Consider the following 22,715-nt stretch of genomic DNA (forward strand, 5'->3'; position numbering starts at 1 on the left):
TCGGGGAAGGCATTCTGCGCTACAATGGCGGCGTTACTTTATTTACGAATACCCTTTTATTCAAAACAACCCTGTTCGGAGTAGGGACAATGTCTGACGATGCGTCTACGCTTCTGAGCTCTATTTCCTGGTTTACTGAGCCTCCTTCGGTATTACCTGAGCACATTGGTGACTGGCTGATGGAAACCGGCTCCATGACGCGGCGACTGGAAAAATATTGTGCCCAACTGAAGACCATACTGTGCAGTGAGAAATTCATTACGCCACAGGCGCTGGGCGAAGACCGCGAGCAACTGCCGTACAGTGAACGTTACTGGCTGCGTGAAGTGGTGCTGTATGGTGACGATCGTCCCTGGCTTTTTGGCCGTACCATTGTTCCACAACAAACGCTCGACGGTACGGATTCCGCCCTGATGAAAATAGGCAATCAGCCGCTAGGCCGCTACCTGTTTGGGCAAAAGGCGCTGACGCGTGACTATATTCATACCGGATGCAGTGAAGGCTTATGGGCGCGGCGTTCCCGCCTGTGTGTCTCGGGTTATCCGTTACTGTTGACCGAGCTTTTCTTACCGGAATCACCGATTTATTTCAGCCGGTGATGAAGGTTGGCAGGTAATTTGAGGAGATAAATCCTTGGAAAGAAGTGTTACAGCAGGGAAATGGCTGGCTTATTGTCGCTTGATGCGGATTGATAAACCGATAGGTTCTCTGTTGCTGCTGTGGCCAACGCTATGGGCGCTGTGGCTGGCGGGTGGGGGAGCGCCTGCACCGTGGACGCTGCTTGTTTTTGTCGCTGGCGTTTTCTTGATGCGTGCAGCGGGCTGCGTCATCAATGATTATGCCGATCGTCATTTTGACGGCCATGTAAAACGTACCGCTTCTCGCCCCTTGCCCAGCGGTGAGGTGAGTGAGCGAGCGGCCAAAGTGCTGTTTGTCGTGCTGGTCTTGCTGGCGTTTGGTCTGGTGCTGACGCTGAATAAGATGACGATCTGGCTGTCCGTTGCGGGGCTGGTTCTGGCATGGGTCTATCCGTTTATGAAACGGGTCAGCCATCTTCCTCAGTTTGTGCTGGGCGCGGCGTTTGGCTGGTCGATCCCGATGGCTTACGCGGCGGTGAGTGAAAGCCTACCGGCGAGCTGCTGGATGATGTTTTTAGCGTATATTTGCTGGACGGTCGCCTACGATACCCAATATGCGATGGTGGATCGTGATGACGACCTGAAGATCGGCGTGAAATCCACCGCGATCCTATTTGGCCGTTTTGACAATATCATCATCGGGTTACTGCAGTTTAGTATGCTGGCATTGCTACTGGCTTTGGGCATCACCACCGGATTAGGAATGCCATACTATATTTCGCTGCTGGTGGCTGCGGGAATGTTTGTTTATCAGCAAATCCTGACCGCTGGGCGCGAACGCGATGCCTGTTTTAAGGCATTCCATAATAATAAATATGCGGGTATGGCGATATTTATTGGCGTGCTGTTTGGCCTATAGGTCGAACCGGCAGAGACAAAAAAGCAGCGATTTCTCGCTGCTTTTTTTATGGTGGAATGCTCTGAGATGTTTATCATGCCAAACGCATTTACGGCTTGATGGCGGCGTGTTATCCGCCATTCTCCCGTGACGCCCGTCTGGGGCTACGCCTGCTTTGTCTCTTCCACTTTTTCTACTGCCGGATCATTGGTCTCTATCTGACTGTCGGTTCCCAACTGATTGCCGGCCTCCATTTCAGCAGATGAGCTGGCGCTTTCGATAGTCAACCGAACTTCCGGGGTGATCAGATCGCCGAGGATATTGTAGATTGCCACGATATCGCCTTGCGCCGTTTCCGCACTGTCGGTGATATACCCTTCTGTACGTAAGGTGGCGACCAGCGTTGAGAACACCGCTTTATCAAAGAATTCCGGCGCGTTGATGCCGTGCAGAACGGACAGACGCTGCGCCATGTTCCGGCTTTCTTTCTCCAGCGTTCCACGGTTGATTGCTGGGTTCGCGCACAGCAAGGACAGCGTGATCGCATAGCGTTGCAGCGTTTCACGCACGCCTGCTGACAGCAGTTGCAGCGTACGGATGCGTGGCGGATTGATAGCTAATTGACCGTCACGGCTACATAGCAACTCTTGTCGAATCAGTTCGTTAGCCAACGTTTCCAGCACGCCTGGCAACTGCTCTTTGGAATAGTGCAGGAACAGTTCAGCTTGCAGCAGCGGATAGACCAGTGTGATCTGTCGCACGACTTCGTCAAGCGTAATCCGGCGATGATGGATGACGATGCTGGCGATCAGTGACGGCAAGACCAACAGATGCTGGATGTTATTGCGATAGTAAGTCATCAGTACCGCCTGCTCGCGCGGCAGAATGATGATATCGCCAATGCTATCCTTTTCTACTTCAAACTTGTTCATCCCCAGCGCATGTTCCAGCAGTTCATCCGCTGTCTTCTTCGGCGCCGTAATATCTTTATGATAAGGAACCTGACGTAGCAACTGCAGATAGCAATCCAGCTGTTCGTGCATTTGTTCGCGCGTCAGTGAGCGCTGGCGCGAGGCTAACAAGGCCGTAGAGCACAGGTTCATCGCGTTTGCTGCTGCAGAATTATTGATGCGCACCATGATATCCATCGAGATATCCTGCACCGTCGGCGTTAGCCAGCTTGGACGCTGTGCTTCGATGGGATCGATCGCATCACGCCATTGCGGAACATGCTGATTCAGATAGGTTGTCAGCGGGAGGGGTTCGCCGAAGTTCACATAACCCTGACCCAAATTACGCAGTTTGCGCAAACCGCGCACCATCTGCATAAAACCTTCTTTTTCCTTCACCGCACCGCGCAGCTCTTTCGCATAGGTGCCGACTTCCATCACATGTTCGTAGCCGACATAAATCGGGACCAGCGTGATTGGTCGCGTACCGCCTCTGAGCATGGCTTGAATGGTCATCGCCAGCGTACCAGTTTTCGGCTCTAACAGACGGCCCGTGCGTGAACGTCCGCCTTCCATGAAGTATTCAACCGAATAACCGCGGGCAAATAGCTCACCCAGATATTCACGGAAAATCGTGGAATAGAGCTTGTTGCCTTTGAAGGTACGGCGAATAAAGAACGCGCCAAGACGACGGAAGATCGGTCCCGCTGGCCAGAAATTCAGGTTGATGCCTGCGGCGATGTGCGGCGGGACTAAGCCTTGATGGTACAGGACGTAGGACAGCAGCAGATAATCCATGTGGCTGCGGTGGCAGGGCACATAGACAATACCGTGACCATCCTGTGCCAGTTGGCGAACGCGTTCGGCGTTGTGGACGTTAATCCCCTGATAAAGGCGGTTCCACGTCCAGCTTAATACGCGATCCGACAGACGCACGGCCTCGTAGGAGAAATCGGCAGCGATTTCTTCCATCAGCGCAATCGCATTCTGCTGCGCTTTCTCATGAGAAATCTTCTTACTACGCGCCTCATCGTCGACGGCTTTCTTGATCGCTTTGGAATCCAGCAGCTTGTTAAACAGCTCCTGACGCACCGGCAAACGCGGTCCAACTGCTGCCAAACGTTGGCGAGAGAAGTGCATACGTGCGACACGCGCCAGTTTGTGGGCTATGGTTTTGTCAGTGCCGTGCTCGGTCGCCATATAGCGCAGCGACACCGGGCTGGAGAAGCGGACAAAGCTATCGCGGCCTAGCCACAGGACGGCGAAGAATTTCTCGATACCGTTGAGCAAGCGCAGGTGTGGTGCTGCCTGAGCGTGGCCTTCCCGACCCGGAGAGCGCCCAAACATCACGGAAACCGGCACCATCTGTACGTCTAAATCTGGATTGGCACGGTGCAAATCCAGATAGTCGTGGAACAGCTTGACGGATTTCTGCTTGGGAACGTAATAGCGGAAGACACGAGGCCCGTCATTAATAAAGACGTGGCTAGGAAGTTCGACGCCATTGAATTCGAACGATAGCGAAGGATCGGGTAGCCCCAATGCCAGGCATTTCGCACGTAGCGTCAAGAGATCCGCCTGGGAGTTATAAGGCAGAACATAGAGTATAGGACGTGAGGGATCTAACCCCAGCTCGACCACGGGATCTGCGGGAATAACTTTGCTCTTCACCAGCAGTTTCAGTGGGAGATTCAATAATTTATAGTAAATTTTACGCCAACCTGACATAACAACATGGAGCCTCTTGTTAGCAATGCGCCGCAAGGATACCAGAAACTGCGCCGGAGATCTGTGGTGATGAGACAACGTAGGTGCGTTAAAATGCGAACTATTTTGCATATACTCGTCATACTTCAAGTTGCATGTGCGTTGGCTGCGTTCACTCACCCGAATCACTTACTCCAGTAAGCTCATCGGGATTCGTTCTCTTGCCGCCTGCCTGAAACTCGAATTATTTAGCGTATAAATAATGGAGGATAAATGAATAAAGCAACGGGGATGACCCGGATTATTAAGGCGACCGGTTATTCCTTTAAGGGGCTGAAGCAGGCGTGGCAGCATGAGGCGGCATTTCGTCAGGAAACGATACTGACCTTTGTCGGCGTCATTATTGCGTGTTTACTGCCGGTTACGCTGGTCGAAAAACTGCTGCTGATCGGGTCTGTGGTACTGATTATGCTGTTTGAGCTGGCGAATAGCGCCATTGAAGCCGTGGTCGATCGCATTGGGCCTGAGCATCACGAATTATCCGGTCGGGCGAAAGATATTGGCTCGGCCGCTGTCTTTGTTGCCATCTTGTTAGCCGCTGTCGTCTGGGGTAGCATCCTCTGGCAACATTTTGCCTGACGGCGCGCATAAATGAGTAAAAGTCAGGGGCTTTGCCGATATCTTCATTCCCAATTGTGCCTTACCTGTATATACTCACAGCAAGACTGTATAAACAACCAGGGGGCGGAATGAAAGTATTAACAGCAAGGCAGCAGCAGGTTTATGACCTGATCCGCGATCATATTGCGCAAACCGGAATGCCGCCAACGCGGGCGGAAATTGCTCAACAACTAGGGTTTCGCTCTCCCAATGCGGCTGAAGAACATCTGAAAGCACTGGCGCGTAAAGGTGTGATTGAAATTGTATCGGGCGCGTCTCGTGGTATTCGTCTGCTGATGGAAGAAGAGACGGGTATTCCTCTGGTTGGTCGCGTGGCCGCAGGTGAACCGCTGCTGGCGCAGGAACACATCGAATGTCGCTATCAGGTTGACCCTGCGATGTTCAAACCCAGCGCTGATTTTTTGCTGCGGGTGAGCGGCATGTCGATGAAAAATATCGGTATTATGGATGGCGATTTACTGGCCGTGCATAAAACAGAAGATGTGCGAAATGGTCAGATTGTCGTCGCGCGTATTGACGATGAAGTGACGGTGAAGCGCCTGAAAAAGCAGGGCAATACGGTACACCTCCTCGCTGAAAATGAAGAGTTTGCCCCGATTGTTGTCGACCTGCGTCAGCAAAGCTTTTCGATAGAAGGCTTAGCGGTTGGCGTGATTCGTAACAGCGACTGGAGCTAACCATTCGCAGAGATGCACTGCTCGTCTGTCTGGGTCAGTGCATCATGTCCTGTATTCATCGTTTAGCGTGTTAATCTGCTAACCATATATATTTAGTTACATTTCGCGCGCATTTTCTACGATCCCTATTACCCTCTGTTTTTTCACTGCTTTTTGCGGTGATTTTCTCTTTTTCAACGTCCTTTCCAGTCACAGATTCCTGGTTTTTTATATTAAGTGAAATATTCGACTATAATTTTTATCAAGGTAAGCATTTTTATCTTGATTGATCATTAGCCATCGCATTTAGATAGCCCGGTAATCAAGGGAGACAGTGGCGAAGAGCACCGTCATGGTTCACAGAGTTATGATGCTGCTTACTGAATAAATCTATTTATCTGAAACTGACGCATAAGTCGGTAGTCACGATTTTTATGCACAATTCACCTAAGGTATGGAGATTCTTATGAATAAAGACCAAGCCAGCGGTAACTGGAAACAGTTTAAAGGTAAAGCGAAAGAGCAATGGGGCAAATTAACGGATGACGATCTGACGGTCGTTGAAGGTAAACGTGACCAACTGGTGGGGAGAATCCAGGAGCGTTACGGGTACGCAAAAGAAGCGGCAGAGAAAGAAGTGAAACACTGGGAAGAACACCACAAATATCACTGGTAGCGAACGTGATGCTTCTTCGCTGAAAGAGACGATAGCCCTCAGGGCTATCGTTTTTTAATTGGAACCGTATGGTCGTGATCGCAATGATCCGGCTGTTTGCATGAGGCAACTTCCTGACAGCCTCCACACAAGCCGTGTGCTTCCACCACGCTGTGACGCAGCGTAAATCCCGACTGCTGTGCCAGACTGCGTAATGTTTCTTCGACACCTTCGGTTTGACGTTCGGTGACTTGCCCGCAGCGATCGCAGATGAAAAGGGCGGACGTGTGGCTGTGGTCTTCGATATGGTGACACAGCACATAGCTGTTGTTGGATTCGACGCGATGAATGAAGCCTTGTTCCAGCAGAAAATCCAGTGCGCGATAGACGGTCGGCGGTTTCGCCTGAGGCTCGGAAACGCGCAGCAGATCCAGCAGGTCATAAGCGCTGATAGCACCGGACTGCTGTGCCATAAGGCGTAAAACCTCTAACCGCTGTGGCGTGAGACGCACAGCGCGCTGCTGACAAATCTGTTCAGCCTGGGCAAGAAGTTTGTCCTGTTTGGTTGAATCCATTGTCATATCACCCTGACGCATTGAGGAACAAGACGGATATCTTACCACGACTGAATAAAAACGCCGAACTGGTGGCGTTTTCCTGCAAAAACAAATCCCTGCAAAAACAATGTACGGAAGCGCTACACGACCAGATCGATGAGCAGCGCCCGCAAAGGCGACTCTGCCTGTAGCGTCAACGCCGTTTCTTCCTTAATGAAGGCGCCGTCGCCGCAGTGTAGTGTTTCACTGTTCTGATTGCCTTTGACCGCCATTGAACCGTGGATCAGTTGGAGGTATGCCTGATTTCCCTGTAGCGCGATTGTGCTTTGCTCATTCTGCTGGAGATCGACATGATGAACCCAAACCTGCTGGCGCAGTTGCAGGCTATTGTGTTCACCTTCCGGTGAGGCAAGCAGCGTATGGTTTACTGAATTCAATCCCATGCGTTGCAGAGGGCTGTTCTCGCGGGTCTGGCAGGCATTCAGCCATAATTGCAGACGCGTCAGCGGCTTGTTGGCGTTGGTATTATGTTCGCTATAGCTGACGTTTGGCTGCGTGGCGAGCAGCAGGACATCTCCGGCTTTGGCCTGAATGTGGCCGCCGTTGCTGTCGCGGTATTCCGCTTCGCCCTGAAGAATAATGTTCAGAATATCAACCCGTGGGTAGGTTCGCGGCTGGAATGATGCCCCCGGTGCCAATACTTCCTGATTGAGCACGCGCAGAGACGCGTAGCCCAGCAGCTGTGGGTCAAAATAGTGACCAAAAGAAAAGGTATAGCGCGCCTGCAACCAGCCATAGTCGGCCTGGCCGCATTGTCCCGCTGCTCTTCGTGTGATCATAATTGTTATCCCCCCAGAGAATTATTTATTGAACTGATAGTAATTGTGTGGACGTTGGATTGTTAGCTAGTTAATCTGGTCGGTATATTCAAAATTCCTGAATGAGTACGAAGATGGCGAAAGAACGAGCATTGACGCTGGAAGCGTTGAGGGTGATGGATGCGATCGATCGCCGTGGCAGCTTTGCCGCTGCGGCAGACGAGCTGGGTAGGGTGCCTTCGGCACTGAGCTATACCATGCAGAAACTGGAAGAAGAGTTAGATGTGGTGCTGTTCGATCGTTCCGGGCATCGTACTAAATTCACGAATGTCGGGCGGATGCTGCTGGAACGCGGACGTATCCTGCTGGAGGCCGCAGATAAGCTCACGACGGACGCAGAGGCGCTGGCGCGCGGTTGGGAAACGCATCTGACGATTGTGACGGAAGCACTCATTCCCACTCAGCGAATTTTTCCATTAATCGATAAACTGGCGCTTAAAGCCAATACTCAGGTATCGATTCTGACGGAAGTGCTGGCGGGGGCGTGGGAGCGCCTTGAGCAAGGGCGTGCCGATATTGTGATTGCGCCAGACATGCATTTTCGCGCGTCTTCTGAAATGAATACCCGCAAGCTGTACACGATGAATAACGTTTATGTCGCCAGCCCAGATCATCCGATTCATCAGGAGCCTGAACCGCTGTCGGATGCAACCCGGGTGAAATACCGTGGGATTGCGATGGCAGATACCGCGCGCGAACGCCCGGTACTGACCGTGCAACTGTTGGATAAACAGCAACGTCTGACGGTGAGTTCGCTGGATGATAAGCGGCGGGCATTGCTAGCGGGACTAGGTGTCGCGACCATGCCGTATCAGATGGTTGCGCAAGATATTGCTGAAGGGCGTTTGCTGGTGATTGGGCCGGAGCATCAGATGGAAAGCCAGATCATTATGGCGTGGCGACGAGACAGCATGGGCGAGGCGAAATCCTGGTTCCTGCGTGAAATTCCAAAACTGCTGAACCAGCCCTAAACCCTGCATTTTCTGCGGCAAGGTGTGGTTTCACACCTTGCCTCTGCACTTCATTATGTCAGTATAAATCGACAAACGTCTTATCACGGTGGTGAGGCTGGTTCAGATCTTGCTCTGGACCCAGCGAAATCACGCCATGCGGATTAATCGTGCCGTGGCTACGATAGTAGTGGTGACGAATATGCGCCATATCGACGGTATCGGCGATGCCGGGCATCTGATAAATATCACGCAGGAAACCGAACAGATTAGGGTAATCGCTCAGGCGATATTTATCGCATTTAAAATGCGTGTGATAGACCGGATCGAAACGGATCAATGTCGTCCACAGCCGCAGGTCGGCTTCGGTTAACTGCTCACCCGTCAGATAGCGCTGTTTTGCCAGAATGCTTTCCAGATCGGATAACGCGGCGAAAACGGTCGTGGCGGATTCATCATAGGCTGACTGGCTTGTCGCAAAACCAGCTTTGTACACACCGTTATTGACCTTGTCGTAAATCCAGCCGTTCAATTCGTCAATCTGAGCGCGTAGCGCTTCTGGGTAATAATCTCCCGCCGTTGCTCCCACGCCATCAAAAGCGCTATTCAGCATGCGGATGATATCGGCGGATTCGTTACTGACGATGGTGTGCTGCTCGGTATCCCACAGGACAGGCACGGTCACCCGACCGCTGTAGTCTGGCATGGCGTGCAGGTAGAGCTGGTAGAGGAATTCATGCTGATAGAGTGAGTCACCCGTCGCCGCTTCAAAATCGGTACCGAACGTCCAGCCATGATCGAGCATGAGCGGATGAACCACCGAAACGGCGATGTGATCTTCTAACTCTTTCAATTGCCGCATAAGCAGCGTGCGGTGTGCCCACGGGCAGGCGAGTGAAACGTAGAGATGATAACGGCCGGACTGGGCAGGGAAGCCACCTTTGCCGGTGAGGCCGGGTGCGCCATCGGGCGTTACCCAGTTGCGGAATGCAGATTCTGAACGCTTAAAATGGCCGCCGGTAGATTTGGTTTCATACCAGGTATCGTGCCATACGCCGTCAACCAGTTGTCCCATAAATCCTCCGTGAGTGAGTGATGATAAAACGACGGCAAGCCTTGTGTGCTTGCCGTCTCATTCGTTATTCGACTATTAAGTGTAGTACAGGCCGGAAAAGGCTTGTCTTACCACTTTTTGCCCAGCAGGCGGTCGATACTGAATGCGCCTGGGCCAGTTACAGCGAGCAGGAGGTAGCCGCCAGCGATGGTCAGATTTTTCATGAACATCAGTTGGTTCATGCCTTCCGCAAAGTTAGAGTGGAAAATCAATGCAGTCAGCAGCGTAAAGCCGGCAGTGAACAGCGCGACGGTACGCGTCAGCAGACCGAACAGAACCGCCAGACCACCACCCAGCTCCAGCAGAATGGTCAGCGGCAGCAGGAAGGTCGGCACGCCCATCGCCTGCATGTATTGTTGTGTGCCTGCATAGGCATCACCCAGCTTACCGTAACCTGCAACGATAAACAGAATTGGCATTAAGATACGTGCAACCAGCAGTGCAGTACTTTCTAAATTTTTCATCATCTCTCCAATTAATTTTGTTGTGGGCTATATTGCCCTGTTTTGTTTGTTGTAGCAGGTGTGGTCTGAAAACTTGGCCCGCCATCAGGTTATGGGCAGATAGTATAGAGAGATGATTTGCGCTGCCAGCGAGTATAATTGTTGCTTTATTTCAGAAAAATTGATGTTCAGTGAATTGTGCAAGAACGCGCTGTAATGACATGAGCGCGTTAGGTAAAAGTCAGATGAAGAATGTCTTATCGATAAGGCAGATAGCCGAGGCGGTAGGAAGGATTACGGACGTGGCTCAAACGTTTTGCGAACGAGTCTGACTGTGCCCCACAGCCCGACGAGGCGGCGTCCCCAGCGAATCATACGGCTGGGATGGCGTACGCCATAGAGCGCCACGAGGCTGGAACCCACGATCCAGTATTTACGCCACTGCATCAGGCTTTGCCAGCCGCGATCGTAACGGGAGGTGGTATCCAGCCAGTGTTTTTTACCTGCCGATAAATCCAGCCGCTGCTGCTGTATCTGGCGCAGTAGCTGGGCTTTTTCTCTGTCTCGCTGCTGACGCTGGTTCACTTGGGATCTTCCTCCAGCAGCGATCTGTCGGTCGCCAGCTCTTTACGCGTTGCTTTGAGCAAGGTGGAGCGACGTACCTTCACGAGTGTCCATATACCGCCTATCAGCGCCAGTCCGAGCAATGTGGCGGTAATACAGCCCAGCGCAAAGAGACGATATTGCGGATCGATGCCCCAGATGATCAGCGCGATCAGGCTCATAATGCCAAAAGCGGCAAAAAGCAGCGTCAGGCCGACCATAATCAGCAACTGAATCAGATTGGCTTTCTCTTCCTCTAATTCAATTACGGCCAGTCGAACGCGGCTTTCCACCATACTGACAATAATGGAGATGATGCGCTGAGCAGAAGCCATGACCCCGCTTGCGGGGCCTTGTTGTGATTTATCCGTCATAGCAATCCGCTAATTAGCGACGAGACAGCAGGACGCCAAGTACGACACCGACTGCTGCGCCAATGCCGACACCGGTCCACGGATTCTGGCGTACATAATCATCCGCAGATTCAACCGCTTCTTTGGTTTGGGAAGCGATGCGCTCACCAGTATCGCTCAGGCGACTGCGGGTTTCTTTCAGCGCGCTTTCTGCTTTATTACGCAGCTTGTCGAGTTCCGCTTTAGATTTATCGCTGGAGGTGCTTAATACTTCTTCCAGCGTGTCCGCCAGTGATTTCAATTCGGCGCGTAGGTACTCAGAATTTTGATCTTTAGCCATATTAATAACCCTTCATGTTATAAACCTGAACGTTAACTATAGCTGAAGCTGAGATTTATGCTGCCCCAAACGGTACGGACAATTCTGATAACTCGCTGTAAATTTTAGCGATTTGGTTTTTGAATACAAAATGAACAGTAGTCGTGTGTTTTTTAGGGGCAATGTGGTGATGGGCTATTGCGATGTGCCACGTTCTGCGGCGCGCAATTCCTGCTCGGCTTCAGCCAGCTTTCTTTCGCGCTTGAGAATCTTCTCGGCGTCATCCCCTTTCTGGCGGCTTTCATTCAGTTCCTGCTGCCGTTCAGCGACGTCTTTACGCTTTTCCGCAATGGTTTCCTGACGTTTCTCTGCTAACCCAGCATCCGTACAGTGGGTTTTCACGCCGTCCAGCGCCTTCTCTAAGCCACTGATGCGGTTCTGATTGCCGTGCTTACGCGCTTCATCGATTTGGCGCTGAATATCCTGCGCTTTCTGCTGACAGGTCTCTATCTGGTTGGCGGTATTCGCCAGGGCATGGCCAGAAAGCAGGACAGATAAGGCAATAATGGATGGAGATAGTTTCGATGGAGATAATTTCATAGTCGTCACCCCAGTTTGGATTGTTTCTGTGTCAGTTTCTGCTGCCAGAACGGTGTCGGGGTTGTCACTTGCTGCGCGGTAATTGTGACTTTAGGCAGAGACAAACGCAGGATATCTCTGGCAGCGATGCTTTGTTCTGGCGAGGCCAGACGGACGATAAGGCTATCTTGTTCTGGCGTAATGCTTTTGATCGCAATCCCTTTTTCGTTGAGACGCTGATACACGTAAAAGCCGTCTGGCAGCGCGGCACCGTCATAAGGCCTGATGTGTAGCATAGCATCGTCTTGGGAGCGGCGCAGTGACTGGGACTGCGTCAATGCAATCATCGGTAAAGCAAGCAAGAGCAGTATGCGAGCTGCTTTCCTGGAGAAGAGCCTAGAGAATAACCCGCTGATTGACACGGTTAGCTCCCTTTTTCAGCGTTATCTACTTTAGCGTCACGTTTTTTACGCCACAGGACAAAAAGCGATCCAAACAGGCCGATAAACAGCAGCACCAGCGGCAGCATCATCAGGCAGAACATCAGCTCGTCTTCATATTTCAGGAAGACCGTTGTTTTTCCTAAGGCGAAGCCCAGCGTAACCAGAATAAATACCCACAGGAACCCGCTCATCCAGTTAAAGAACTGAAAGCGTGCGTTATTCAGACCAGACAAGCCTGCGATGGTAGGGAGTAACGTTCTGACAAAAGCCAGAAAACGGCCAACTAAGAGTGCGGACAAGCCATGACGATGGAAGAGCTGGTGGGCGCGTTGGTGATAGTGCGCAGGCAAATGTGATAGCCAGCCCTGAACCACTCCCGTATTGCCAAGCCACTTTCCTTGAATATAGCTGGCCCAACAGCCGAGGCTAGCGGCTGTCGTCAGGAGAAATATCGTAAAAGGGTAATTCATTGTGCCCTTGGCAACGAGGACGCCGACCAAAATGAGCAGGCTATCGCCGGGCAGGAAAGCGGCGGGGAGCAGGCCATTTTCCAGAAAGATAATCAGAAACAGTAATATGTAGATGGTCCATACCAGCTTCGGGTCGGCTAAAATATCGAAATCCTGATGCCAGAGTGCGTTTAACAGTTCTTTGATTAATTCCATCCGGTATTCCTAATACTGCTGTTGCATTTTAGCCTTGGCGACAATCACGCTTCTGGACATGATAAGAGTGAATACAGTGTTAATCCCGTCATACTTCAAGTTGCCTGAAACTCGAATTATTTAGGGTATATCAAGGCACAGGATTATGATTTTTTGATGATCTCTGTTTTTCTGCCTGATAGTGGAACTGGCGTCTGACTTGATGCTCGCTTTTCGCTGCGAACCCGATAAACAGGCTGCTTGGGGATTGTTTGGTCTTGGCAGACTTTGCATCCAAAGCGACGGATTAAGCGTAAGAAAGACGCGTTAACTGTAACAAAATAGGTGTTACTGAGACAGAAAAATATTACGACAACTGGGGCAGTTTAGGGGGATTTTTCGAAGAAGAGTGGGGATTTCTGCGATATTTTACACTCGCTGACAGAAATCAACGTTTTCTGACTTTTTCTCTCTGGTCCAAAATTTTCCCCCTTCGCTCAAAACAAGGGGGAGGATGCATAGTTAGGACTTGCCCGTGTGTATCTGGTCGAGGTGGACGACCGGATTCTCGGCGAACATATAGCGGTCGACGTTAAACTCGAAATCATCCGTCGTGGCGCGAAATAGCATCTGTTTGGTATTTTCCAGATGTTGCCACATTGCCAGTTTGGCCGCGTAAGGATCTTTGCGAATCAGTGCCTTAAGGATGCGATCGTGTTCTTCGCACCAGCTTTCAATCGACTTGTCGTCAATGTGCTCATGCAGTTTGCGCCAGTAAGGATTATGAATCCGTTGGCTCCACATTTTCTCGACGATGGTTGCCATCGCAGAGTTCTGTGTTGCCAGCGCGACCTGAACGTGGAATTTGAGATCCCACTGAGAATCACGAAAGCGATCTTCTTGCCGTGCGTATTCCTGAATTTCCATCAGTTGGATGATGTCCTGACGGGTCACCTGCGTGGCCGCAAATTCGGCAATGTTGCTTTCAATAAGTTGGCGAGCCTGAAGCAGCTCAAAGGGGCCTGCCGCAACAAATTCAATATCGCCGCTATTAATGAACGGATTCTTCTGCTGGTTGGAAATAACGTGAATGCCTGAACCCTTGCGTACTTCAACGTACCCTTCGACTTCCAGCATGATGATGGCTTCGCGCACCACGGTGCGGCTGACGTTCATTTCTTCAGAAATATAGCGCTCTGCCGGTAATTTTTCGCCGACCTGATATATACCACTTTCAATGCGCTGTTTTAATTCTGCGGCTAGCTGCTGGTATAGCCGTCGGGGTTCAGTGAGTGCCATGATGATGTCTACTCTCGATAGATGACGGTCCATGTGCCACGTCAGGGCCTGAGTGTCTATCTCGTTAATCTTTCAGGGATGATTTGTTATACCACTTAATCATAGCAGCAACCAATGTTGTGGTCACAGTTATCGCGGTGTGTTATCGGAGGGAGGTGGCTCACCCAGTCGCAGATCATACCGGATGAGCCAGGATAATGCAGGGATTATCAGTGCTGGTTGGCTTCTTTCAGCGTTTCCGCCGCCGCAGCGACTTCTGATGCGGGTTGGTTTTTCAACACCGTCCAGATGACGACGGCACCTAACAGGTCAAAGACGGCCAGTGCAGCAAACAGCGGGCTGAAGCCCAGCGTATCGGCCAGCGCGCCGACAACCAGTGCAAACATGGTACTTGCCATCCAGGCTGCCATGCCGGTCAAACCGTTCGCGGTAGCCACTTCATTACGGCCAAATACGTCAGATGACAGGGTAATCAGCGCGCCGGACAGCGACTGATGTGCAAAACCACCGACGCACAGCAGGGCGATGGCGACATAAGGGCTGGAGAACAGCCCGATCATGCCCGGTGCAATCATCAGTACTGCGCCCATCGTGACCACCAGTTTGCGGGAAACGATCAGGTTCACTTTGAAGTGTTTTTGGAACAGCATCGGCAGGTAACCACCCAGAATGCAGCCGATATCGGCGAACAGCATTGGCATCCAGGCGAACATGGCGATTTCTTTCAGGTTAAAGCCGTAGGCTTTAAACATGAACAGCGGGATCCACGCATTGAAGGTTCCCCAGGCGGGTTCAGCCAGGAAACGCGGCAGTGCGATACCCCAAAACTGACGGTTACGCAGGATCTGCCAGGCAGACATTTTCTTCGCGTTATTAGTCTGGTGCTGTGCTTCTTGCCCGCTAAGAATGTAGTCGCGCTCTTCGTCGCTGAGTTTTTTCTGATCTTTCGGGTGCTTATAGAACACGAGCCAGCAGATGGCCCAGATCAGGCTTAGCGCACCGGTAATGATAAAGGCCATTTCCCAGCTGTGTGCCACAATCGCCCAGACCACCAGCGGTGGTGCGATCATGGCGCCGATGGATGACCCCACGTTGAAGTAACCCACCGCAACAGAACGCTCTTTTGCCGGGAACCATTCGCTGCTGGCTTTCAGGCCAGCAGGGATCATGGCCGCTTCTGCCATACCCACCGCGCCGCGGGCGATCGCTAAACCCCCCCAGCTATTTGCCAGCGCGGTGCCCATACAGAAGATGGCCCACAGAATGGCGAACATGGCATAGCCGATTTTTGTGCCAAGCAAATCCAGCACATAGCCAGCGATGGGCTGCATAATGGTATAACAAGCTGAGTAGGCAGCAACGATGTAAGAATACTGCTGTGTAGTAATGTGTAACTGATCCTGTAGCGTCGGGGCGGCGACAGATATTGCATTACGCGTCAGATATCCCAGCACGGTGCCAATGGTCACCAGGCCGATCATATACCAGCGTAATCCTTTGATTTTACGCATTTACTTTCTCTCCGAGTCAATAAAAACACCGTGATGGCTCTTGAGTGGCGTCACGGTGTGATGTGTCTTGTGATGTTGTACGACACGTTTTTTTGTTGTGCTGAACAGGAAAACCCTTCTCTTTGTGAGATAGCGATTGAATCCCTGCTTAAGGCAGCGCTACAATAATTTGTCATACAACTTTAAAAGTTGAGTGATATCACAAAACCATTATTTTTATATGGAATAGCGGATTCCTCGTTTAAACCGAGAGAGACACGCCGTTTGCGGCGATAAATGCTGAGTTATTGTACTGTTTGTTACATTTTTGCGATCATGACCTCACAAATACTGTGAGATATCGCGCATAATTGGTGTGATATCTTTTAACGGTCAACTAATTTGGTGCACAAGAAGCACGGTAAGGAAGAGAACATGCCCCAGTTTCTGAGTGAAGATTTTCTGTTAGACAGTGAATTTGCCCGTCGTCTTTATCATGAATATGCCGTCGACCAACCGATATTTGACTATCATTGCCATTTACCGCCTGAACAGATCGCGGAAAACTACCGCTTCAAAAATTTGTATGACATCTGGCTGAAAGGCGATCACTACAAGTGGCGTGCGATGCGCACCAACGGCGTGCCTGAGCGCTTGTGTACGGGCGATGCCAGCGATTGGGAAAAATTTGAAGCCTGGGCTGCTACCGTGCCGCACACCATCGGCAACCCGCTCTACCACTGGACGCACCTGGAACTGCGTCGTCCGTTCGGTGTAACCGGCACGCTGCTGTCGCCGAGCACGGCAAAAGACATTTGGGATCGTTGTAATGCCATGCTGGAGCGCGATGACTTTACCGCGCGCGGCATCATGCAGCAGATGAACGTGAAAATGGTTGGGACGACAGACGATCCGATTGACGATCTGCGCCACCATAAAACCGTTGCTCAGGATTCAAGCTTCTCTATCAAAGTGTTGCCGAGCTGGCGCCCGGATAAAGCGTTCAACATTGAACTGGCAACCTTCAACGACTATATGGCGAAACTGGGTGAAGTCTCCGACACCGACATTCGTCGTTTCAGCGATCTGCAAACGGCGCTGACCAAGCGTCTGGATCACTTTGCCGCGCACGGCTGTAAAGTGTCTGACCACGCGCTGGATGTAGTGATGTTTGCCGAGGCGGATGAGGCAACGCTGGATAAAATTCTGGCTCGTCGTCTTGCGGGCGAAACGCTGAGTGAACATGAAGTGGCACAGTTCAAGACCGGCGTACTGGTCTGGCTGGGGGCGGAATATGCCCGTCGCGGCTGGGTTCAGCAGTACCACATTGGTGCACTGCGCAACAACAACCTGCGTCAGTTCAAGCTGCTGGGGCCGGATGTGGGCTTCGATTCCATCAACGACCGTCCGCTGGCTCAGGAACTGTCTCGTTTGCTCAGCAAGCAGAATGAAGAAAACCTGCTGCCGAAAACCATCCTTTACTGCCTGAACCCGCGCGATAACGAAGTGCTCGGCACTATGATCGGTAACTTCCAGGGCGAAGGGATGCCGGGCAAGATGCAGTTCGGTTCCGGCTGGTGGTTCAACGATCAGAAGGACGGCATGCAACGTCAGATGACCCAGTTAGCACAGCTTGGTCTGCTGAGCCGCTTCGTCGGCATGCTGACCGATAGCCGTAGCTTCCTGTCTTATACCCGCCATGAATATTTCCGCCGCATCCTGTGCCAGATGATTGGCCGCTGGGTGGAAGATGGCGAAGCGCCAGCCGACCTGCCGCTGCTGGGCGAAATGGTGAAAAACATCAGTTTCGATAACGCTAAAAACTATTTTGCCATCGAGCTGTAATTCCACGGCGTCGTAAGGTGTGAATTGCGCGAGGACGCGGCAGTAAGACTCCCAAAGGGGCTTACGCCGCGGCTCTCTATGTCTCGGTCTTTTGTCTTAAGGTAGCCTGTTAATGCAAACGTTAAATCGTCGTAACTTCCCCGGTCGTCAACACCCGGATCGTGTTATCCAGTTTGGTGAAGGTAACTTCCTGCGCGCCTTCGTCGACTGGCAGTTGGATTTGCTGAATGAGCACACCGATCTGGATGCGGGCATTGTCGTTGTTCGCCCGATCGATTCCGATTTCCCACCCGCGCTGGACACTCAGGATGGGCTGTACACCACCATTATCCGTGGTCTGAACGAGCAGGGTGAAGCGGTGCGTGAACCCCGCCTGATCCGTTCGGTAAACCGTGAAATTAACGTGTACCGTCAGTTCGATGAGTATCTGGCGCTGGCGCACGATCCGAATATCCGCTTTGTGTTCTCCAATACCACCGAAGCGGGTATCAGCTATCACGCCGATGACCGCCTGAACGACGCGCCGCCTGTCAGCTTCCCGGCGAAATTAACCCGTCTGCTGTATGAGCGCTTCTGTCATTTTGACGGCGCAGCAGATAAAGGCTGGGTGCTGCTGCCGTGCGAGCTGATTGATTACAACGGCGTGGCGCTGAAAGAGCTGGTGCTGCGCTATGCCGCACAGTGGAAACTGACGCCAACGTTTACCGCCTGGCTGAACGATCACAATACCTTCTGCTCAACGCTGGTGGACCGTATTGTCACGGGTTATCCGCGTGCCGAAGTGGAAGCGCTAGAGCAGGAGATGGGCTACAAGGATACCTTCTGGGATACGGCGGAACACTTCTACCTGTTCGTGATTCAGGGGCCACAGTGGCTGGCGGAAGAATTACGTCTGAACAAGCTGGATCTGAACGTTCGTATCGTTGATGACATCAAGCCGTACAAAGAACGTAAAGTGGCGATTCTCAACGGTGCTCATACTGCGCTGGTGCCGGTGGCATTCCTCGCAGGTCTGGATACCGTTGGCGAATCGATGAATGATGCCCTGATTGGCAAATTCGTGGAAAAGACCATTGCCGAAGAGATTGTGCCGGTATTGGATTTGCCGCATGACGAACTGACGTCGTTTGCTCAGGCTGTACTAAGCCGCTTCCGTAACCCGTTCATTCAGCATCAGCTGTTATCGATCTCGCTGAATGGCATGACCAAATTCCGCACCCGCATTCTGCCGCAACTGCTGACCTACCGTGAGCGTCACGGTGAGCTGCCTGCTCGCTTGACGTTTGCGCTGGCGGCCCTGATTGCATTCTATCGCGGCGAGCGCGGTGGTGAAGGCGATGCGTTACAAACCTATCCATTGCAGGACGATGCACACTGGCTGGAACGTTATTCCACGCTGTGGGCGGGCGTAAAAGAAAACACCGTCAGCTTGGCTGAGCTGGTGAATGTCGTACTGCGTGATGCCGATCACTGGGAACAGGATTTAACACAGGTTCCTGGCTTGGCTGCGCAGGTGACTGAACAGTTGCAAACCATCGTTGAGCGCGGCATGCGCGCAGCCGTGGAAGGTTATTGCTAATCAGTAAGAAGGGTTATCCATGCAAAGTATTATAAAAATTCATTCTCTGGACAATGTGGCTGTCGCCCTGCGTGATGTCGAGCAAGGCGAAACGGTGTCGGTGGATAGCCATACGGTGACACTTCAGCAACCTGTCGTGCGCGGACATAAGTTTGCGCTGGAAACCATCGCACCGGGAGAAATGATTACCAAGTATGGCCTGCCGATCGGCCATGCGTTGGTGTCTATTGCTCCTGGAGAACACATCCATTCCCAGAATGCGAAAACCAATCTGAGCGATTTGGATGAATATCAGTACCAGCCTGAGTTCCTCGAATTGCCGCCGCAGATGGGCGATCGGGATGTACAGCTCTATCGCCGCCAAAATGGCGATGTCGGTATCCGTAATGAGCTGTGGATCCTGCCAACTGTCGGCTGCGTGAACGGGATTGCCCGCCAGATTCAGCAGCGTTTCCTGAAAGAAACCAACGATGCGGAAGGGATCGACGGCGTTTACCTGTTCAGTCATACCTTTGGCTGCTCACAGCTTGGTCAGGATCACGAAAACACCCGTACGATGCTGCAAAACATGGTGCGTCACCCGAATGCGGGTGCGGTGCTGGTGATCGGTCTGGGCTGTGAGAACAATCAGGTTGACGCATTCCGCACGACGCTGGGCGATTTTGATTCCGATCGCGTGACGTTCATGGTGTGTCAGCAGCAGGACGATGAAGTCGAAGCCGGTCTGGAGCGGCTGCATACGCTGTATGAGGCGATGCGCCATGACAAACGCGAGCCGGGTAAGCTGAGCGAGCTGAAGTTTGGTCTGGAATGCGGTGGCTCCGATGGGCTGTCTGGTATTACTGCCAACCCGCTGTTAGGCCGCTTCTCTGACTATCTGATCGCCAACGGCGGCACCACCGTACTGACCGAAGTGCCGGAAATGTTCGGTGCGGAACGTATTCTGATGAGCCGCTGCCGTGATGAAGCCACGTTTGAGAAAACCGTGCACATGGTGAACGACTTCAAACAGTACTTCATTGCGCACAACCAGCCGATTTACGAGAACCCATCGCCGGGTAACAAAGCGGGCGGGATTACCACGCTGGAAGAGAAATCACTGGGCTGTACGCAAAAAGCCGGACAGAGCAAGGTAGTGGACGTACTGAAATATGGTGAGCGCTTACATACCCCAGGGCTCAACCTGCTCAGCGCACCGGGGAATGATGCCGTCGCAACCAGCGCGCTGGCGGGTGCCGGTTGCCATATGGTGCTGTTCAGTACCGGGCGCGGTACGCCTTACGGTGGATTCGTGCCTACCGTAAAACTGGCGACCAACAGCGAACTGGCGAAGAAGAAACCACATTGGATTGATTTTGATGCGGGACGTCTGATCCACGACATGCCGATGGATGAACTGTTGAGCCAGTTCGTGGAGTTGATTGTTGAGATTGCTGACGGCAAGCGTACGAAGAATGAGGTGAACGATTTCCGCGAATTAGCGATATTTAAGAGCGGCGTGACGTTGTAAATCACATTCATTCCAATTAAAATAAAACGGCGTTTCATTTTTATGATGGCGCCGTTTTTTTTCGCCACAACTTTTTAGAGGCAGGGATCATGACACATTATTGGATTGCCCAGTCTGTTGGTGTACTGGCATTTCTGGTCGGTATCACCATGTTTTTCAACCGTAACGATCAAAAATTCAAAATACAGCTCTCGGCATACAGCGCCGTCATTGGCCTGCATTTCTTCCTGATGGGGGCAAATGCGGCGGGTGCCAGTGCATTGTTGAACTCGGCACGTACGCTTATTTCACTGAAAACACACAACATCCTTGTGATGTTTGTCTTTATCTCACTGACGCTGCTCTTTGGTTTATCAGGCATGAACCATGCGATGGAACTGCTGCCGATCGCGGGCACCGTCGCCAGTACCTGGGCGCTGTTCCGTACTTCTGGGCTGACGACGCGCTGTGTGATGTGGTGCTCAACCGCCTGCTGGGTCGCGCATAATATCTGGCTGGGATCGATTGGCGGATCGCTAATAGAAGGCAGTTTCCTGCTGATGAACGGCTTTAATATCATCCGCTTCTGGCGCATGCAACAGCGCGGTATCGATCCATTTAGCGTAGAGAACAAAGCGTAATTTCAGGTGTTTCTCGTAATCTAACGCCGTTCGTTTTGAAGCCGATGCGAACGGCGTGAGAGGAAAGGGGGATAATTAATCCCTAATCAATTACAGCAAATTCAGACGCTCTTTTTCCGCCAGTTTGGCATCTTCTGCCTGACATACCGCAGCAGTAAAAATTACGTCAGTTGAAGAGTTGAGCGCCGTTTCGGCAGAATCCTGCAAGACGCCGATGATGAAACCAACCGCAACCACCTGCATGGCGATATCGTTAGAGATACCGAACATGCTGCACGCCAGTGGAATCAACAGCAGTGAACCACCCGCCACGCCCGATGCGCCACAGGCGCAGATAGAGGCCACCACGCTCAGTAACAGTGCTGTAGCCATATCAACTCCTATGCCAAGTGTATGAACTGCCGCGAGTGTCAGCACCGTGACGGTAATCGCTGCCCCCGCCATATTGATAGTGGCACCAAGTGGGATAGCCACTGAGTAACTATCTTCATCCAGGTTCAGTTTGCGGCACAATTCCATATTCACCGGAATATTAGCGGCAGAGCTGCGGGTAAAGAACGCCGTCACGCCGCTCTCGCGCAGGCAGCGAAATACCAGTGGATAAGGATTGCTACGGATCTTCCAATAAACGATTAGTGGATTGATCACCAATGCGACCAGCAGCATACCGCCAATTAGCACCATCAGCAGATGAGCATAGCCCCACAATGCGCTGAAGCCCGTTTCCGCCAGCGTTGACGCGACCAGTCCGAAAATTCCCAGAGGGGCGAAGCGAATCACGACACGTACAATCGCCGTGACAGCATGAGATACATCCGTGATCAGTGCTTTGGTTGATGCAGTGCCATGACGTAAAGCAAGGCCTAATCCGACAGCCCACACGAGAATCCCGATATAGTTGGCATTGAGAAGCGCATTGATAGGGTTAGAAACCACACTCATCAGCAAGCCTTTCAATACCTGAACAATACCTGAAGGGGGCGTGATGTCCGCCGCTTGTGCACTCAGTGCCAGCGTAGAGGGAAAGCTAATGCTTAATATCACGGCAACAAAAGCCGCAGAGAAGGTGCCAAGTAAGTAAAGAAACAGGACAGGGCGGATATTGGTTTTCTGCCCTTGTTGGTGGTTGGCGATAGACGCCATGACCAGCACTAATACCAGAATGGGGGCAACGGCTTTCAATGCGCCGACGAATAGCGTTCCCAATAAGCCAGCCGCCAGCGCAGCCTGCGTGGACAGTGAAGCCAGAATAATACCAGCGGCAAGCCCCAGAAGAATCTGTTTAACCAGGCTGCCGTGAGTAATGTACTGCAAAAAACGAGAGTGTTGAGTTTCCATAATTTTGATGGCGTAACCGTTCCGCT

Annotated in this window: 24 protein-coding genes; 10 read left to right on the forward strand and 14 right to left on the reverse strand. The window is 51.9% G+C overall.

What is annotated here, in order from left to right; all coding sequences use genetic code 11:
• Positions 1-89: 89 nt before the first annotated feature.
• Both ubiC and ubiA read left to right on the forward strand, forming a co-directional pair.
• Entirely contained in the window at positions 90-599 is a 510-nt protein-coding gene (gene ubiC / locus BUB06_RS05760) for a chorismate lyase (RefSeq protein WP_039471024.1), read from the forward strand.
• A gap of 34 nt (positions 600-633) precedes the next feature.
• The gene (ubiA, locus tag BUB06_RS05765; RefSeq protein WP_039470611.1) at positions 634-1,497 is read left to right on the forward strand and encodes a 4-hydroxybenzoate octaprenyltransferase; all 864 of its coding nucleotides are present in this window, start codon (positions 634-636) and stop codon (positions 1,495-1,497) included.
• Between the two features lie 143 nt (positions 1,498-1,640).
• Here ubiA and plsB read toward each other — a convergent pair whose 3' ends face one another.
• Positions 1,641-4,154 carry a glycerol-3-phosphate 1-O-acyltransferase PlsB gene (plsB, locus tag BUB06_RS05770; RefSeq protein ID WP_039470614.1) on the reverse strand — a complete coding sequence of 838 codons (2,514 nt, stop codon included), beginning with the start codon at positions 4,152-4,154 and terminating at the stop codon, positions 1,641-1,643.
• Between the two features lie 252 nt (positions 4,155-4,406).
• On the opposite strand from plsB, the gene BUB06_RS05775 reads away from it, so the two are divergent.
• The 3 genes from BUB06_RS05775 (at position 4,407) to BUB06_RS05785 (ending at position 6,146) form a co-directional block, all read left to right on the forward strand.
• Positions 4,407-4,772: a diacylglycerol kinase gene (locus BUB06_RS05775; protein WP_039470616.1), complete on the forward strand. Its 366-nt coding sequence runs from the start codon at positions 4,407-4,409 to the stop codon at positions 4,770-4,772.
• Positions 4,773-4,882: 110 nt separating this feature from the next.
• Positions 4,883-5,491: a transcriptional repressor LexA gene (gene lexA / locus BUB06_RS05780; RefSeq protein WP_005971310.1), complete on the forward strand. Its 609-nt coding sequence runs from the start codon at positions 4,883-4,885 to the stop codon at positions 5,489-5,491.
• Between the two features lie 445 nt (positions 5,492-5,936).
• Positions 5,937-6,146, forward strand: a complete 210-nt coding sequence (locus BUB06_RS05785) for a CsbD family protein (RefSeq protein WP_039470618.1) — start codon at positions 5,937-5,939, stop codon at positions 6,144-6,146.
• A 44-nt stretch (positions 6,147-6,190) separates the two neighbouring features.
• Here BUB06_RS05785 and zur read toward each other — a convergent pair whose 3' ends face one another.
• Together zur and BUB06_RS05795 are read right to left on the reverse strand one after the other, a co-directional pair.
• Positions 6,191-6,700, reverse strand: coding sequence for a zinc uptake transcriptional repressor Zur (zur, locus tag BUB06_RS05790; protein ID WP_010298842.1), 510 nt, complete (start codon positions 6,698-6,700; stop codon positions 6,191-6,193).
• A gap of 122 nt (positions 6,701-6,822) precedes the next feature.
• Positions 6,823-7,521 (reverse strand): pirin family protein, encoded by a 699-nt coding sequence (locus tag BUB06_RS05795; protein WP_010298844.1) that lies wholly within the window; start codon positions 7,519-7,521, stop codon positions 6,823-6,825.
• Between the two features lie 113 nt (positions 7,522-7,634).
• Here BUB06_RS05795 and BUB06_RS05800 point away from each other — a divergent pair, with 113 nt between their 5' ends.
• Positions 7,635-8,531, forward strand: a complete 897-nt coding sequence (locus BUB06_RS05800; RefSeq protein ID WP_010298847.1) for a LysR family transcriptional regulator — start codon at positions 7,635-7,637, stop codon at positions 8,529-8,531.
• A 58-nt stretch (positions 8,532-8,589) separates the two neighbouring features.
• Here the strand turns inward: BUB06_RS05800 and BUB06_RS05805 are convergent, their stop codons facing one another.
• The 10 genes from BUB06_RS05805 to BUB06_RS05850 all read right to left on the reverse strand — a co-directional run bounded on the left by BUB06_RS05805 (position 8,590) and on the right by BUB06_RS05850 (position 15,818).
• On the reverse strand, positions 8,590-9,585 hold the full coding sequence (locus BUB06_RS05805; protein ID WP_039470621.1) for a glutathione S-transferase family protein: 996 nt from the start codon (positions 9,583-9,585) through the stop codon (positions 8,590-8,592).
• 107 nt (positions 9,586-9,692) lie between these two features.
• The gene (locus tag BUB06_RS05810; protein ID WP_010298854.1) at positions 9,693-10,088 is read right to left on the reverse strand and encodes a DoxX family protein; all 396 of its coding nucleotides are present in this window, start codon (positions 10,086-10,088) and stop codon (positions 9,693-9,695) included.
• Between the two features lie 273 nt (positions 10,089-10,361).
• Entirely contained in the window at positions 10,362-10,652 is a 291-nt protein-coding gene (locus tag BUB06_RS05815) for a YqjK-like family protein (protein WP_039470623.1), read from the reverse strand.
• On the reverse strand, positions 10,649-11,044 hold the full coding sequence (locus BUB06_RS05820; RefSeq protein WP_010298856.1) for a phage holin family protein: 396 nt from the start codon (positions 11,042-11,044) through the stop codon (positions 10,649-10,651). Before BUB06_RS05820 ends, BUB06_RS05815 begins: the two co-directional genes overlap by 4 nt.
• A gap of 13 nt (positions 11,045-11,057) precedes the next feature.
• Positions 11,058-11,363, reverse strand: a complete 306-nt coding sequence (locus tag BUB06_RS05825; RefSeq protein ID WP_005971326.1) for an ElaB/YgaM/YqjD family protein — start codon at positions 11,361-11,363, stop codon at positions 11,058-11,060.
• A gap of 174 nt (positions 11,364-11,537) precedes the next feature.
• Positions 11,538-11,942, reverse strand: a complete 405-nt coding sequence (locus tag BUB06_RS05830) for a DUF1090 domain-containing protein (protein WP_048329130.1) — start codon at positions 11,940-11,942, stop codon at positions 11,538-11,540.
• 5 nt (positions 11,943-11,947) lie between these two features.
• Complete coding sequence (gene mzrA / locus BUB06_RS05835) at positions 11,948-12,343, reverse strand: EnvZ/OmpR regulon moderator MzrA (protein ID WP_029368053.1); 396 nt, start codon at positions 12,341-12,343, stop codon at positions 11,948-11,950.
• 2 nt (positions 12,344-12,345) lie between these two features.
• Positions 12,346-13,029: a DedA family protein gene (locus tag BUB06_RS05840; protein ID WP_039470625.1), complete on the reverse strand. Its 684-nt coding sequence runs from the start codon at positions 13,027-13,029 to the stop codon at positions 12,346-12,348.
• A gap of 501 nt (positions 13,030-13,530) precedes the next feature.
• Positions 13,531-14,307 carry a transcriptional regulator ExuR gene (exuR, locus tag BUB06_RS05845; RefSeq protein ID WP_039470627.1) on the reverse strand — a complete coding sequence of 259 codons (777 nt, stop codon included), beginning with the start codon at positions 14,305-14,307 and terminating at the stop codon, positions 13,531-13,533.
• 209 nt (positions 14,308-14,516) lie between these two features.
• A complete protein-coding gene (locus BUB06_RS05850; RefSeq protein ID WP_010298866.1) occupies positions 14,517-15,818 on the reverse strand; it encodes an MFS transporter in 1,302 nt (433 codons plus the stop codon).
• A 414-nt stretch (positions 15,819-16,232) separates the two neighbouring features.
• On the opposite strand from BUB06_RS05850, the gene uxaC reads away from it, so the two are divergent.
• The 4 genes from uxaC (at position 16,233) to BUB06_RS05870 (ending at position 21,351) form a co-directional block, all read left to right on the forward strand.
• Positions 16,233-17,642 carry a glucuronate isomerase gene (gene uxaC, locus BUB06_RS05855; RefSeq protein ID WP_039470630.1) on the forward strand — a complete coding sequence of 470 codons (1,410 nt, stop codon included), beginning with the start codon at positions 16,233-16,235 and terminating at the stop codon, positions 17,640-17,642.
• Between the two features lie 112 nt (positions 17,643-17,754).
• The gene (locus tag BUB06_RS05860) at positions 17,755-19,221 is read left to right on the forward strand and encodes a tagaturonate reductase (RefSeq protein ID WP_039470632.1); all 1,467 of its coding nucleotides are present in this window, start codon (positions 17,755-17,757) and stop codon (positions 19,219-19,221) included.
• 19 nt (positions 19,222-19,240) lie between these two features.
• Positions 19,241-20,731 carry a UxaA family hydrolase gene (locus tag BUB06_RS05865; protein WP_010298871.1) on the forward strand — a complete coding sequence of 497 codons (1,491 nt, stop codon included), beginning with the start codon at positions 19,241-19,243 and terminating at the stop codon, positions 20,729-20,731.
• Between the two features lie 89 nt (positions 20,732-20,820).
• A complete protein-coding gene (locus BUB06_RS05870; protein ID WP_014914081.1) occupies positions 20,821-21,351 on the forward strand; it encodes a YgjV family protein in 531 nt (176 codons plus the stop codon).
• A gap of 90 nt (positions 21,352-21,441) precedes the next feature.
• On the opposite strand, the gene sstT is transcribed toward BUB06_RS05870, so the two are convergent.
• Positions 21,442-22,689 (reverse strand): serine/threonine transporter SstT, encoded by a 1,248-nt coding sequence (sstT, locus tag BUB06_RS05875; RefSeq protein WP_039470633.1) that lies wholly within the window; start codon positions 22,687-22,689, stop codon positions 21,442-21,444.
• Positions 22,690-22,715 lie beyond the last annotated feature (26 nt).

Source organism: Pectobacterium carotovorum, assembly GCF_900129615.1.
In the GTDB taxonomy this organism is placed as follows: Bacteria; Pseudomonadota; Gammaproteobacteria; order Enterobacterales; family Enterobacteriaceae; genus Pectobacterium; species Pectobacterium carotovorum.

Bases quoted from the DNA above. Each gene is read 5' to 3' on its own strand.
- BUB06_RS05800 (WP_010298847.1), top strand. From the start codon at position 7,635: ATGGCGAAAGAACGAGCATTGACGCTGGAAGCGTTGAGGGTGATGGAT.
- BUB06_RS05785 (WP_039470618.1), top strand. From the start codon at position 5,937: ATGAATAAAGACCAAGCCAGCGGTAACTGGAAACAGTTTAAAGGTAAA.
- BUB06_RS05865 (WP_010298871.1), top strand. From the start codon at position 19,241: ATGCAAAGTATTATAAAAATTCATTCTCTGGACAATGTGGCTGTCGCC.
- BUB06_RS05860 (WP_039470632.1), top strand. From the start codon at position 17,755: ATGCAAACGTTAAATCGTCGTAACTTCCCCGGTCGTCAACACCCGGAT.
- BUB06_RS05870 (WP_014914081.1), top strand. From the start codon at position 20,821: ATGACACATTATTGGATTGCCCAGTCTGTTGGTGTACTGGCATTTCTG.
- lexA (WP_005971310.1), top strand. From the start codon at position 4,883: ATGAAAGTATTAACAGCAAGGCAGCAGCAGGTTTATGACCTGATCCGC.
- BUB06_RS05825 (WP_005971326.1), bottom strand. From the start codon at position 11,363: ATGGCTAAAGATCAAAATTCTGAGTACCTACGCGCCGAATTGAAATCA.
- sstT (WP_039470633.1), bottom strand. From the start codon at position 22,689: ATGGAAACTCAACACTCTCGTTTTTTGCAGTACATTACTCACGGCAGC.
- BUB06_RS05775 (WP_039470616.1), top strand. From the start codon at position 4,407: ATGAATAAAGCAACGGGGATGACCCGGATTATTAAGGCGACCGGTTAT.
- exuR (WP_039470627.1), bottom strand. From the start codon at position 14,307: ATGGCACTCACTGAACCCCGACGGCTATACCAGCAGCTAGCCGCAGAA.
- uxaC (WP_039470630.1), top strand. From the start codon at position 16,233: ATGCCCCAGTTTCTGAGTGAAGATTTTCTGTTAGACAGTGAATTTGCC.
- plsB (WP_039470614.1), bottom strand. From the start codon at position 4,154: ATGTCAGGTTGGCGTAAAATTTACTATAAATTATTGAATCTCCCACTG.
- ubiC (WP_039471024.1), top strand. From the start codon at position 90: ATGTCTGACGATGCGTCTACGCTTCTGAGCTCTATTTCCTGGTTTACT.
- BUB06_RS05830 (WP_048329130.1), bottom strand. From the start codon at position 11,942: ATGAAATTATCTCCATCGAAACTATCTCCATCCATTATTGCCTTATCT.
- BUB06_RS05840 (WP_039470625.1), bottom strand. From the start codon at position 13,029: ATGGAATTAATCAAAGAACTGTTAAACGCACTCTGGCATCAGGATTTC.
- BUB06_RS05810 (WP_010298854.1), bottom strand. From the start codon at position 10,088: ATGAAAAATTTAGAAAGTACTGCACTGCTGGTTGCACGTATCTTAATG.
- BUB06_RS05820 (WP_010298856.1), bottom strand. From the start codon at position 11,044: ATGACGGATAAATCACAACAAGGCCCCGCAAGCGGGGTCATGGCTTCT.
- BUB06_RS05850 (WP_010298866.1), bottom strand. From the start codon at position 15,818: ATGCGTAAAATCAAAGGATTACGCTGGTATATGATCGGCCTGGTGACC.
- BUB06_RS05795 (WP_010298844.1), bottom strand. From the start codon at position 7,521: ATGATCACACGAAGAGCAGCGGGACAATGCGGCCAGGCCGACTATGGC.
- BUB06_RS05805 (WP_039470621.1), bottom strand. From the start codon at position 9,585: ATGGGACAACTGGTTGACGGCGTATGGCACGATACCTGGTATGAAACC.
- zur (WP_010298842.1), bottom strand. From the start codon at position 6,700: ATGGATTCAACCAAACAGGACAAACTTCTTGCCCAGGCTGAACAGATT.